The 12,395-nt window shown below is 70.2% G+C and carries 13 protein-coding genes and 1 pseudogene; all 14 read right to left on the bottom strand.

The genetic code is table 11. The features are described from left to right. Positions 1-118 precede the first annotated feature (118 nt). The 14 genes and pseudogenes from ACIBEI_RS23135 to ACIBEI_RS23070 all read right to left on the bottom strand — a co-directional run bounded on the left by ACIBEI_RS23135 (position 119) and on the right by ACIBEI_RS23070 (position 12,305). Positions 119-823: a hypothetical protein gene (locus ACIBEI_RS23135; RefSeq protein ID WP_398891717.1), complete on the bottom strand. Its 705-nt coding sequence runs from the start codon at positions 821-823 to the stop codon at positions 119-121. A 214-nt stretch (positions 824-1,037) separates the two neighbouring features. Continuing rightward, positions 1,038-2,045 carry a hypothetical protein gene (locus ACIBEI_RS23130; protein WP_398891715.1) on the bottom strand — a complete coding sequence of 336 codons (1,008 nt, stop codon included), beginning with the start codon at positions 2,043-2,045 and terminating at the stop codon, positions 1,038-1,040. A 204-nt stretch (positions 2,046-2,249) separates the two neighbouring features. After that, on the bottom strand, positions 2,250-2,759 hold the full coding sequence (locus ACIBEI_RS23125; protein ID WP_398891713.1) for a hypothetical protein: 510 nt from the start codon (positions 2,757-2,759) through the stop codon (positions 2,250-2,252). Between the two features lie 143 nt (positions 2,760-2,902). Further along, positions 2,903-3,403 carry a hypothetical protein gene (locus tag ACIBEI_RS23120; protein WP_398891711.1) on the bottom strand — a complete coding sequence of 167 codons (501 nt, stop codon included), beginning with the start codon at positions 3,401-3,403 and terminating at the stop codon, positions 2,903-2,905. A gap of 196 nt (positions 3,404-3,599) precedes the next feature. Further along, positions 3,600-4,508, bottom strand: coding sequence for a DUF4097 family beta strand repeat-containing protein (locus ACIBEI_RS23115; RefSeq protein ID WP_398891709.1), 909 nt, complete (start codon positions 4,506-4,508; stop codon positions 3,600-3,602). A gap of 644 nt (positions 4,509-5,152) precedes the next feature. Then, complete coding sequence (locus ACIBEI_RS23110) at positions 5,153-5,677, bottom strand: hypothetical protein (protein WP_398891707.1); 525 nt, start codon at positions 5,675-5,677, stop codon at positions 5,153-5,155. A 267-nt stretch (positions 5,678-5,944) separates the two neighbouring features. Continuing rightward, the gene (locus ACIBEI_RS23105; protein ID WP_398891705.1) at positions 5,945-6,298 is read right to left on the bottom strand and encodes a hypothetical protein; all 354 of its coding nucleotides are present in this window, start codon (positions 6,296-6,298) and stop codon (positions 5,945-5,947) included. Between the two features lie 267 nt (positions 6,299-6,565). Beyond that, complete coding sequence (locus ACIBEI_RS23100) at positions 6,566-7,303, bottom strand: hypothetical protein (RefSeq protein WP_398891703.1); 738 nt, start codon at positions 7,301-7,303, stop codon at positions 6,566-6,568. Next, a complete protein-coding gene (locus ACIBEI_RS23095; protein WP_398891701.1) occupies positions 7,288-7,494 on the bottom strand; it encodes a hypothetical protein in 207 nt (68 codons plus the stop codon). Before ACIBEI_RS23095 ends, ACIBEI_RS23100 begins: the two co-directional genes overlap by 16 nt. A 369-nt stretch (positions 7,495-7,863) precedes the next feature. After that, positions 7,864-8,259, bottom strand: coding sequence for a hypothetical protein (locus ACIBEI_RS23090; RefSeq protein WP_398891699.1), 396 nt, complete (start codon positions 8,257-8,259; stop codon positions 7,864-7,866). Positions 8,260-8,439: 180 nt separating this feature from the next. Next, complete coding sequence (locus tag ACIBEI_RS23085) at positions 8,440-9,222, bottom strand: hypothetical protein (protein WP_398891697.1); 783 nt, start codon at positions 9,220-9,222, stop codon at positions 8,440-8,442. Between the two features lie 526 nt (positions 9,223-9,748). After that, positions 9,749-10,075, bottom strand: a pseudogene (locus ACIBEI_RS23080) (HU family DNA-binding protein); the annotation flags it as partial. 193 nt (positions 10,076-10,268) lie between these two features. Further along, positions 10,269-10,943: a hypothetical protein gene (locus tag ACIBEI_RS23075; RefSeq protein ID WP_398891695.1), complete on the bottom strand. Its 675-nt coding sequence runs from the start codon at positions 10,941-10,943 to the stop codon at positions 10,269-10,271. A 180-nt stretch (positions 10,944-11,123) separates the two neighbouring features. Then, on the bottom strand, positions 11,124-12,305 hold the full coding sequence (locus ACIBEI_RS23070; protein ID WP_398891693.1) for a DUF6884 domain-containing protein: 1,182 nt from the start codon (positions 12,303-12,305) through the stop codon (positions 11,124-11,126). Positions 12,306-12,395: the final 90 nt, after the last annotated feature.

The raw sequence follows: 12,395 nt of genomic DNA, 5'->3' as shown, positions 1-12,395 counted from the left end.
GAGGCGGGGCGGGCCTCTGGCGTGTGGCCTGGGCCCAAGGCGGGCGTGCGGGTGCCCCGCCGTCACACGGCGGCAGGGCACACCTCGGTGGGCGGCTAAGGGGAGGAGAGGTTGTCGATCAGGCCAGGTCGCTCACTCGGGCAAGGGCGATTTCCTCGCGGCTCCCGTCGGTGTGCTGGAGCCGTACAACGGCCATGCCCTTGTCGTTGCGAAAGGTGCTGGTGAGGTGGCCGGTTCCGCTTTCAGTGGTGACCTGGGTTGGAGAGGTGGGGCACAACTCCCAGGGGGTGGTGGGGATCTCGTCGAGCCGACCGTCTGCCGCCAGGGACACGTGCTCGTAGTGTGCGGCGAGGCCGTCGACCTGCGGGCAGGTGCAGCGGACGTGGACGATGCAGGTGCCGGTCTCCGTGTAGCCGATGCGGACGGGCGGGACAGGTTCGAGCCCGAGGACGTGGACGCGGTTGTGCTCGACCTGCCGTGCGTGGGCGCGGCGGCGCTCGGCCAGAGCGGACAGGGCGCCGCGGATGGCAGCGTCCTGGTCGGGGGCGGGGGCTCCGAGGGGGTGGCGGCGACCGTCGACGTCGTAGACCGTGTACTCGGCCTCGCCGATGTCCGGCCCGGGGGTGCGCACGACGGCGTAGTAGACGACAGCCGCGAAGGTGATGTGGTCCGGCACGGAGCCAGGGAAGCAGGCGGGCACGGTGAAGAACTGTCCGTCGTGGCCGAAGAGTTCGCGGACCGTCTCTTGAGTGACGGAGCGGGCGCGGCGCCGGGTCGTGGTCAGCAGGGGGAGGTCTCCGGCGTTCAGGTCGGGTGTGCTCATGTTGGGGTGTCCCTTCTCGTGGCGGCCCTGCGTCTGGCGGGGCGAGAGGGACGGTGTCGGGACGGTCGGCTAGCTCGGCAAGAGCGCCAGGAGGGTGAGCCACGGTGCCCTGGCCGGTTCTGCCGTAACCGCGCGTGCGGGAGAGGAAGAGCCGGGCCGCGGGCGCACCTGGAGTGCGGCCGCGGCCCGGTGGTCGCCGGTTGCTGGACCGGTCTTACACCCGGTAGAGGTCCCAGTGCCTGGCGATCCGGTTCAGGTCGTTGGCGATGTGGTGCTTCTGGTCCTCGGGGACCTGCTTGTCGTAGTCGAGCTGCTCCTTGGTCCAGTTGTAGTCGAGGACGTTGTGGACGCTGGCGATGACGTCGGCCGGGACCAGCTCCGGTTCCCCGACAGGTTCGGGCGTGGGCCTAGGGTTGGGCGCGGTGGCGGGCTCGGCGGGCGGCGGGGTGGTGTGGAGCGTCTCGGTGCCGCGCACGTCGACGCGCCAGCAGGCGTCGGTCAGGGTGGTGGCGATGGCCCGGGCGGCCTCTTCACGGGCGTCGCGGCCCGTAGTCACGGGAGCGGTTACGTCGATCTGGACCCAGCCGGGGCGCCAGATCACGGGCGTGGGAGTGCTGTGGCTGACGGCTGGGGGCCTGTCGATGGTGTCGTGGTGCTGCGTGAATCCGGCATCCTGCAGCAGGCGGGCGGCGCGTTCGGTGGTCGGGGCGTCGTCTGGGAGGGCGCGGAGCACGCCGGCGTCGACGCGCACGGTACGGATCGCGGCTTCAGGGGTGATGGGGGTCTGTTCTGCGGCGGTGTATCCGGCGGCGCGGAGCACGCTCATGGCGGTGCGGACGCGGGCTGCTGAGGCGTTGGGGAAGGTCAGGAGCGTGAACTCGGCGAAGCGGTCACTGTCGGGTTCGGCGTAGAAGAAGCCCTCGTTTCCTGTGGGGTAGCCGTTGGTGGTGAACTCCTTGTACGCGGAGAGGAGTTCGGAGACGGTGTCGGGATCGGCCTCGGGTGAGACCGCCTGGGGCGGGACGGCGTCGACCTGGTAGTCGCCGCGGTTGATGTCGATGCCGAGGCGGATGAAGAAGTCGCAGACCAGCTCCACGGTGTCGCCGCCGTTCCAGCCGCCGTCGCCGTCCTCGATGCTCTTGCATTCGCGGAACAGGCGGCTGATGGCCTGGCCTTCGGTCGTGGTCGGGTCGAATTTGAGGCTGCTGGTGGGCACGGTCATGTCCTCACGTGGTGGTGGGGTGGATGCCGGTGTGCAGCGGATTCGTGCTGCGAGCCGGTGACCGGGACCGTGACGAGCCGTTGGGTAAGCCCCGCAAGCCGCGCGTGCTGTCGATGGGGGTGGCGGTTCGGCGTGTTTCTGGAATCGCGGAGCCGCCCCGACCCCGGGCGGGTGCGGGGCGGGGCGGTGGTGGTGGCTGTGGGGTCAGATGGCGCTCAGGCTGGCTTCACGGGCGTGAGTGGCAGCGGCTTCGACGTAGGCGCTGGCCAGGTCGGCGGAGGCGGCCCGCTCTTCGTCGGTGGTGTCGTCGGCACCTTCGAGGGTGGCGACAGCCTGGCGGAGGTGGTGGGCGCACTGCCTGTACTGGGAGGCTGCGGACTTGCCTCCCTTGTCGTCCTGCCAGGTGGCGCGGGCTGCGGCGATGATGGCGAGTACGTCAAGGGGGAGGGTGAGACCGTGGCCGACGAGGAGGTCGGCGATCTCCCACACCTGGGCGCTGGTTGGGCCGTGCGGCTCGCGGGCGGTGTCCTGTGCGTGAGCCACGCCTTCGGGGGGCTGGGACTGGTTGCGGGCCGGGATGAGTCCGGCGCGCTCGGCGAGCTTTCGTTCCGCCGCGCGGTCGGCGCGGTCGAGTTCCGTGCCGCCGTCGGCCTCCTCCTGTTCCCCCTCGGTGCTCCGGGTCCTGGCCTTGCGGTGGTTCTTGGTGTCGGTCACGGTGAGTGGTCCTCCAGACGGTTGGACGGTTGTTTGTGGGCTGGCCCGACGGTGGCCGGCTGCAGGGCAACCTGCGCAACCGCGTGGGGCCTGCTTCCGGCCGGCGTGGCAGGGAGCAGGCCCTAAAGCGGTGGGTCCGTCGGTCAGAGCGACGTTTCACTGTTGGGTGGGAACGGCGGCTCGCTGCTGCGGGCCTGCTGCTGGCGGTTGGTGAAGGTGGTGTCGTCGTCGGGCCACACGGGGGTGATCGACCGGATCGCGCACAGGCCGTCAAGGTCGTCGTCCGGTTCGGCGGGCAGGACCAGGACGTTGCATGTGTGTGCGGGGAGGAAACGCGCCAGGTCGGCGAGGGTGCCGATGGAGTACCAGGCTCCCGCTCCCCCGCTTTCGCGCTGCAAGGTGGCGCAGGCGACGACAAGTTGGGAAGCGGTGGCGTCGTAGAGCTCGACCACCAAACGGTCCGGCGTGCCTACGGGCTGGATGAGGTAGCTGGTGATCTCGTGCCCGCGCTCTTGTGCGAATCGGCCGTAGCGAGCGAGCAGCTCACGCCGCTCCTGCTCGTACGGGGTCAGCGGCCGGTCCGCGGGGTAGTCGAAGTGCACTCCGAACGGGACCTGCTCAATGACCGGCTTCAGCTGAGTCATGGGGTTCGTCCTTCCAGGGGTGGCATGGGGCCGTTCCCGGCCGGGTGTGGCCGAGAGGGGTGCCTGAGGCGCACCGTGGCCGGTGCCGGAGCTAGCTCGGCAAGGCCCGAAAAGGGAGGCGTGGATCGGGCATCGAGACAGATCGGGCCCGCCTCGGCCTGGGGCGGTCGGGGCGGGCCCGGGGACGGGGCGGCGGTCAGCGGCGGCGGACCGTGCCGGAGGGAGCCTCGGCGGTGACGGTCATGTCGGGCCGGTGCGAGCCGTAGAGGGTCACCGTTCCGGAGGCTGCCTGGATGTCGACGATGCCGCTGGCCTCGGCGGCGATGGTGAAGGTGACGGAGCCAGATGCGGCGTGTACGCGCGCGTACTGACCGCTGTGCTGGGTGACCTTGACCGATCCGGATGCGGCGTTAATGTCCGCCGCCTCGGTGACCGTGCCGATCCGCACGGACCCCGAGGCAGCCTGGATCTGTGTACGGCCCACGCTCGCCAGGTTCACCGATCCAGACGATGCGTCGATCTTTGCCGCTGCCAGGTGGCCGAAGGTGCGGACGCTGCCGATGCTGGTGGTGCTGCTCAGGCCGGATCCGGACGGTAGCAGGAGCTCGATCTCGATGCCCTGGTGGCCGTTGATGACCACGCCGCCAGTGGACGAGGTGACGGTGACGCCGGAAGAGTTGATGTGCATGTTGCCGAAGGAGCTGAAGGAGTAGGAGCTGGCCGACCCGGAGACGTAGGTGCGGCTTCCGTGGGCGACGGTCCGTGCGGGCACCGTGATGCGCGGCACGGTGACGCTCAGCTGGTTGCCGTTGTGCTGGATGCGGGTGTCCCGGGCGGCCTGGGCGTACGGGCTGTTCGGGTCGGCGCAGTACACACGCACCGTCGGCACAGAGACAGAGGCATCGACAGCGGTCCACAGGGTTGCCGCCTGGGCAGTGACGGTGGCCAGGACGGGACCGGACTCCTGCTCGTCACCGGTGAAGGTGTTCAGCGGCTCGATGCCGGACTTGGCCGCCTCGGCGAGCAGGATGCGGTCCACAGGTTCGGACTCGGTCCGGGCCTGGACCTCCTGAACGTCGCGCTTGACGATCTCGAAGTTGGTCATCTCGGGGTTCTCCCTGGCAGGTTGGGTGCGCCGGTGCCGTGGCCGGCCCGCGCGCCGGGCCCGGCACATGAGGTCCGGGCGGTTGCGGTGGCCCTTGTTCGGCAGGCCGGGAGGACCGTGGAGGGGCCGGGGGTTAGCGCCGCAACCAGCCGCAGCGGTCTCGTTCCGTGGCTCCGCCGCCACCGCACGCCCCGGGCAGTCAGTGCAGGTCAGCGCGTACGCAGGCGGGCAAACGGCTGGGCGTCCCGAGCGCGGGCCCGAGCCCTGGGAGAGTTGCCGGTCAGGTCCGCCCCGGGGGACTGGGCGACGGGATCGACCGGGCCTGCAGGGTGCTGCACGCACTGGGCGCCGGAGGTCGGCAGCGGATGATGTACTGGCCCTGGCGGCCGAGGAACACCAGGAGGCCGTCCCCGGCCGGATGGCTGGGAACGGCCAGAACGGGGCGAGTCAGGCGGCGCGGCTGTTTGCATGCGTCCCGGCGGGTTCCACGAGGGCGGTGGGCGCCGGGACATCGGAGAAGCTCGCCGAGTCATCGCTGAGATGGATGGTGAGCCCTGCAATCGCTGGCCTGGCCGGGACGGCCAGCGGGGCCGCACTCCGGCCATCTGGCAGAGGGCGGCCCCAAGTGGAGGCGGGTGCCGGGGTTACAGGAGGGTGCCGTCGCAGTCGGCGTATCCGTCGGCGGTCATGTGGGGCTCGATGCATCCGTCGTGCTCGGGCTCGTTCGCGAGGTCGTCGTCGGTGATGATGACGTGGCGGCGGCCGGTGGCGTCGGTGACGGTCCATACGGCTTCGGTGATCTCGCTGTCGTGCTGCAGGGCACGGGCTTCGTAGGCAGCGTCCACCAGGTCAGGGACGTCGTCGACCGTGACTGACCAGATAGCGGTGTGGGTGCCTGGTGCGGTGTCGGCCGGGGGGATGCTCGGGATCAAGACCAGTGCTCCCAGATTGAGCGCCTGCTCCCAGCCAGCTTCCTGGAGGGTCTCGGCATAGGCCGAGTGCTGGACTTGCTGGTCGCGATCTCCGGTCGGGTCAGGGCGGTGCGTGACGGTGATGTAGGTATCCGGGTCAGTGGTGCGGCGGATGTGCAGCAGGGAAAGGTCGTAAGCGGTGGCCAGCGCTTCGCGTACGGCCGCGAGCGCGTGGTCGAGAGGCAGGCTGTCGCCCATGGTTCTCCGTAGAGTCGGCGGGTTCAGACGCCGGGAGCCCCGGCAGCAATGAACGGTCGACGAAGCGGCAGCAAGCACCGCAACCGGACGAACAACCGTGGCTTGACGGGCTGCTCGCGCCCGGCTGACGCCCTGGAATGGCGGAAGGACCCGCCCGGCCAGGATCGGCGGGGCGGGTCCGGTAGTGCGCGGAGCGGAGGCTGGGCAACGTGCCCGGGTGAGCGACGCCGGTCCCGACCGTGTGGTCGACCCCGAGGGCCGGGCGGGTTAGCGGCGGACCTTCGGGGCGGCCGGAGCCTTCGGCGCGGCGGGAGCCTTCGGCGCGGCGGTCCTGGACGGCTTGGGCTTGGCGCCTGCGGGCAGACGTGCTTCCGGAGTTCCGTGGTGGCTGGGAGTACCCGGCGTGGTGTGCGAGGTGCACGGGCGGGTGCTCGGGGTCTGCTTCGCGGTAGTGACTCGCGTCGGCGCCGTGGGGCAGTGTGCCGGGGTGGAGTGGCCGGTGCCGTGGTCTGAGCCGGGGAGCATTGCGAGCAGCACCAGCACGACCGCGAGGGCCAGCACGGCAACGGCGAGGGCGAGAACGGTCAGGGACGGGACGGTGACGGGGCGTGTGCGGGGCATGGACGCATGGGTCCTTTCACAGAGGCGATTGGTGGGGAAGGCCGGTCCGCACCGCATCGCAGGAAGCGGTCGTGCACCGGCTGGCTGCAAGGACCGTCGCCCGGAGGGGAGTTAGGGACGCAACTGCGACTCCACGTCGCGATCACCGGGTACGCCAGCGTCATGGCCTGCGGTTCGGAGTGCCGAAAGGGCCCGCTCCCCGGAGCCGTAGTGGCTGCGGGGAGCGGGCCCTGATTTGAAGGGTGGGGCGGGGTGGCGTGCTGCGGGTCAGACGCGGATGACCGAGTGGCGCCGGACGAGTACCGAATTGCTCACACTGGCCTGGCTGGCGTGTCCGGTCTGGCCGGGCACTGCGGGTGCGGCACTGATGCCGAACATGTCAGCAAGGGCGGCCATCAGGTTTCCGGCGAACTTCCTGGTGTTGTCCATGCCGTTCTTGTCGAACATCCGGAATCCGTCGCGCTGGGCCAGGGTCCAGCCTCCAGGGGAGCGGCGGCAGCGCGTGTAGTGCAGGTGCAGGGTGCCCTTGGGGCCGGAGACCTGGACGGTGTATCCGGTGTCGGTCGCTGCGGCGAACGCGCGGACGCTTCCCTCATTGCCCTTCCGTTCAGCGGAGTTCCGCATCCTGTCGAGTGCTTGTCGCACCATGTCCGGGAGCTGGGTCTCGTCCTCCACGGGTGTCAGGGCCGGGATCTCGGAGCGCCCATCAGGGCGGGAGAGCACATCCGGGTCCTTCCAGATGTGTACGAAGTCATCGAAGTCGCGGGCGAGTTCGCGGGATGAGCCGTCGACGGTGAGGGTCGAGCTGTTCCACTTCCAGGAGCCGCGGTGGTTGCGGCGCCAGGTGATGGTGAGTTCGACTCGCTCGCTGGTCAGCACCAGCAGATAGTGCAGTGGTGAGGTCCTGCGGATTTCGGCGGTCTGCCCCGTTGCTTCCCACAGGTCGTGGCGCATCGTGGTGACCTGCTTGGGCAGGATCGCGGTCTGGGTCACGTGCTCAGGCATGAGTGCTCCAATGCGGCGTTGTTCAGGTCGGTGAGGTTGGCGTCGTCACCGGCTCGGACCAGGAGTCCGCAGCGGGTGCAGCGCAGGGTGGCGATGGGGTCCCAGTCGTCGCCGTGGTCACCGGGCAGGCAGTGCACGGCCTGGAAGGAGGCAAGGTCGTCCGTGGCCACGGGCGCGGGTGGATCAGACATGGATGTCTCCCGGAAGGGGGTGCTGCGCGATGGAGTGGGTTCAGCGCGGGTGGTCGTCCGCCGTGGCCGACGCGCGGCAAGAACCGCGGTACAAGGCGTGCGGAAGATGGAGGCGCCGGGCCGCATCGCTCATGGGAGTGGGCCACGTGCGGCGACCCGGCGAGAGTGACAGTGGCGCGGCCGGGGGTTAGCAGCGCAACCGGTCCGGGCGGTGCCGGATGGCGGGCGGCGAGCCCACCTCCGTGCAAGTGGAGGCGTTCCTTTGCCGACAGCGGCGCGACGGCGCCGGGCGAACCTGGGGGCGCTGCCAGGAGCGGGCCCGTCGGGCCGGTGACGGTCGGGCGGGCACGGAGTGGTGGAGGAGATCGATCAGTCGGCTTGCGGGAAGAGGGAGTCGAGTGCGGCGTGGGCGAGTGCGTCCAGTGCGGTGGTGTCTGCGGTCGAGGCCGGCAGGTGGGCGCGCGCGGCCGCCAGGGCCTGGGTGACCTGGGTGCGGGTGTAGGTCGGTTCTGCCGGGAGCGCCGGGGTGGCGTGGCCGTATCCATCGGGCACGCCGGCGGTGCGCACGAGGCTGTCCCATTCCTCGCCGTCGGGCCAGTGGCCGACGTTCACGGTTCCGTCGGCGTGCAGATCTGCGCCCACGTACAACAGGTCGGGCCGGTCGGCGCGTTCGATGCCGATGGTGGCGGTCTCTTCGTCGGAGGTGTCGAGTACGTCGATGGTGGCCAGGATCCGGCGGGAGTCGTCAGTGATCAGGAACTGCATGAAAGTCTCCAGAGGTCGGGTGCGGCGCTGTGCCGGGTCGGTCTGGCCGACGCTGGCCGCGTCTGGGACTAGTCCGGCAACCTGCTCGGCGTTGCGCGGGGGCGCCGGCTGGCGAAACGCCCCAGGCCCGCCCTGGCCGGAGTGATGGCACAGGGCGGGCCTGGGGAGGGTGGTGTCGGCTCAGCGGGAGGAGCGGGCCTTGGACTGCTGACGCTCGCGTCGGGCGGCGGCCTCGGCATCGTGTTGCCTCTGAAGCTCACCGAACGAAGCGGTCATCCCCTTGCGGTGACGGTTGACGGTCATTCCGACGCGGGGCGGGCCGTGGACGGCCAGGAGGTCGGAGGCCGCCTGCGAGGAGTACCCGGCGGCCTTGAGGTCGTCGAGGGTGAGGAACACGTCCGCGTCCCGGTCCCGGGGGTCGATCAGGATGTCTTCCTTGCCGCCACGGGAGAAGACGTACTTGAAGTTGGCGGGCGGATTCGGTTCGACCAGGCGGCGGAACCGGGAGACCTCCTTGGTGTACGCGTAGAAGGTCAGGCCCTTGGGGGCCCCGCGCATGATCTGGAGCCACATCAGGGTGTAGGCGTCGTCGAAGAAATCTCCGGCGTCGTGGATCCTGATGTGCCCCAACTTGCCCTTTTCAGGGTCGGGTTGGTAGCGCGGGTGGCGCAGCTCGGCGGCCATCCGCTCCTGCCACAGGAGCGGGGTATCCAGCACCATCCGCAGGTTGCGCAGGTGACGGGCGCGGGCGGCGGGGAAGCGGATGTAGCCGGAGTCCGCGCCGAGTGCGTAGCAGTGTTTGGCGCAGACCCCTGCCGAGGGACAGACGTTGACCGTGCGCACGGTGGTGGTGCCGTCCGGGGCTTCCTCCGTGAGGCGGACGACCCAGGCGGGCAGTGTCCAGTTGAAGATGCCCTGCTTCTTCATGCGTTCGTTCTGCGAAAGCAGCCAGTCGGTGGCCATGATGGGCACTCCACGAGTCCAGGGATGTCGGATGAGGTGGCGTGCGGTGTAGGAGGCAGTCGGTGAGACAGATCGGCCGCGGGCCACGGTGCTGTCTCGGTGCCATGCCAGCGCCCGAGCCCTTCGCCGAGGCCGGACTGCGGGATCAAGGTCCCGGTGTCGGCGGTGAGAAGGCGGCGGGGTGGGCTGCGCAACGATCTGGACCGGTCCCCCGCTGAATTGAAAAGGGGGACGTGCCACGCGGCGCGGTGGGCCGGTCCAGCGCGCTCACACTCGCGCGCGGGACGGCAAGCCCCGCAACCCCCGCCGACGGGAAGGATCGATTGGTGCCTGGGGGTCGCCCACCGTTCTGGACTGGACGGCCCAGGACCCGCTTCCGGCCGGGCCAACGGCTCGGGGCGGGCCCTGGCGCGCCCCCGGGGCGGGGAGCCGCCTGCCAGCGTGGTTGAACTCCAATGGCCCCGGGGCCCCAGTCCAGAGACCGGAGCCCCGGGGCCGGGGGTGTGGGGTTCTAGGCGGTGCGCTTCAGGCTGCCCTTGGGGGCCTTCCTCACCGCCGGGGTGTTGTTCTTGAGCTTCTTCGAGCCGGAGACGAGGTCCTTGAAGCCCTGGCCTGCGCGGAAGCGGGGCACCGAGGTCTTCTTGACCCGTACGCGCTCCCCGGTCTGCGGGTTCCGGGCGTAGCGGGCCGGGCGGTCGACCTTCTCGAACGAGCCGAAGCCGGTGACCGAGACGCGCTCGCCGTTGACGACGGCGCGAACGATCGCGTCGAGTACGTGGTCGACGGCGTCCGCGGCCTGCTGGCGGCCGCCCATCTTGTCCGCGATGGCCTCGATCAGCTGGGCCTTGTTCATGGAGCGATCCCCTCGTGGGTGACATCAACTTGGTTGCATCAGGCGGGGATTGGTCCCGCCTGGCGTGATGTACTGTGCGGCGCCGCCTAGTTAGGCCCGCAACTCCCTGGTCAGTGGGCTGATGAATGGTCATGGCCCGTCCCGCGCGGATCGCGTGGACGGACCATGGTGGGCGGCCTCCAGGGCTGTCGGTCTAGGCACTGCGTCGTACGGCGGCCTGCAGTTCGGCGAAGGGGCGGGGGATCTCGGTGCTGCGAAGGCGGCGGTAAAGGAATCGGCCGACGCGCAGGGATCGGGCCTTGGTGTCCGGGGACTTGGCGGCAGCCCGGCGAGCGGCGCTGTGGGTGTCGCCCTCGACGATGAGCAGCCAGGTGCCGCGCTGGTCCATGACCGCCCAGGTGTTGGTGAGCTCTCCGGGGGCCACGGCGGCTGGCGGTGCGGGCCGCAGGTCAGTGAGGGCGACGGTGATCAGCTTGCGGTGCTGGCCGCTGAGGGCCAGCAGGTTGCCGTCGCGGTCGGGACGGCTCTGGATGGCCACGATGTCCTGGTAGCGCTTGGTGCGGTCGGGTTGGTAGGCGGCGACGGTGCCGATCGTGTGGGTCCTGGTGAGCTGGATCCGCTGGTACTTCTTTGCCGTGCGAATGCCCAGGTGGGAGAGGCGGAAGTGGGTGAGGCCGGTGTAGCCGGTGCCGGTGCCAAGGAGGCGGCCGTCGGCTCGGTGCTCGCGGATCCACTGCCGGCGGCGCATCAGGTCGATTGTCGTGCCTTTGGCGTCGGTGGGCATGCGGTTGGTGTGGTCCTGCAGTGCGGCGATCAGCAGCTCGCGCTGGTAGGGCGAAGGGGTGGCGGTCGTGGAGATGTCGGTCATCGGGGTGGCGTCCTTGTGGTGTGACGTGCAGGCGGCCTGTGTGGTCGTGCGCGGCTGGAGAGGGAGTTCGATGCCATGGCGGTCCCTTCCGAGGGGGCGTCGTGGTGGGGTGGCCCGGACGGGTTGGTGGCCCGGTGGACGGACCGTGCCGTGGCAGTCGGTTAGGCGGGCAACTCTCCGTTACGGCGCCACTCGGCACCGTGGTCCCGGGACCACCGCGACGGTGGCGTGACGGCGGTCGGCGGCCGCGAGGATGCGTGCGGTCTCGTCGGGGTCGGCCTCGGCGGCGGGATCGAACCAGTAGTAGTGGGCGATTCCTGCGGCCAACGGGTAGACCTGCTCCCAGGGCGGGAGGCCGTCCTCGGCCGGGCGAACGGTGTCCGGCGGGTCGAGGAGGGTGTCGATCACCACCTGGAACGCTGCGGCCCGGAAGTCGCGGGCGTGCGCTCGGCGTTGGCGCGGTGGCATGCCGGCCAGGTGGGCGCGAGCGGTGGAGTGGCGCTCCCAGCGTCCATACAAACGAGCGACATCGGAGACCCGGACCTCGGCCCTGTCGAGAACCCGTGGGAGCGCGGACAGGAAACGTGCGACGTCCCGGGGCGTGCCGTGCACATTCAGGGTGCGGGTGTCGTCGGGCCGCGCATGGACCTGGACGCGGTAGAGCGCGGCGAACCGGCGGGCGGCCCAAACGCGCGCGGCGCTCTTGGCTTTGTCGCCGGGAAACGTGAGGCTTCCGTGTGCCCGGGCCGGGTCCTGGACAGCGAGCTGGGAACGGGTGGCATAGCGTGCACGCTTACGAGCCGCACGTTGCTCTTCCGCGTTCTGGCGTGCGCACGCTGCGCGCTCGATCTCCTCGATGACGCTTCCGGTGCCCGTGCTCGCTGTCGGGCGGGCAGGGGCTTTCGGTGCCTGCGAGTGGCGGCCAGGGTCGTAGATATCGGCGAGCTTGGCGAGCTGGTCGCCGATGCCGCGTGCGCCCGCGAGGGGGGCCGTCAACTCCGGCCACACGGTGCGGCTGGCTTCGACGTAGGCGCGCGGGCCGAGGACGGTGACGTCGGCGCCGAGAATGCCCAGGTCTGCGGCCTGCTGGCGGAGCCTCTCGCCGGTCACCGAACCCTCGTCGCCCATGCGCATGTCGTAGGGGGCGATGGGGTCGTGCAGGTTGAGCAACCCATACAACGCCGACAAGATCAGGACACGGCCGGTCCGGCCGCCGTGCGTGAGTGCGTCAGCGGCCCGGCGCAGGGCCAAGTGATAGCTCCCGGTATACCTCTGGCCTGCGGGAACGGGCCTTTCGGAGCTGTTCTTGCGTCCTCCGCACGACACGATGATCACGCGCGGACGGACAGTGGGCGTGCTCATGTCCGTTCAGCTCCAGGGGGTTGGTGGGTGCTGCGCGGAGCCGGCGGTTCCGACTCCGTTCGCCACACCGTGGAGCCGATCGCTGATAGC

Source organism: Streptomyces sp. NPDC050988 (genome assembly GCF_044456225.1).
GTDB lineage: Bacteria > Actinomycetota > Actinomycetes > Streptomycetales > Streptomycetaceae > Streptomyces.
The sequence above is the reverse complement of the archived record's forward strand: the minus strand, read 5'-3'. Positions and strand labels throughout refer to the sequence as shown.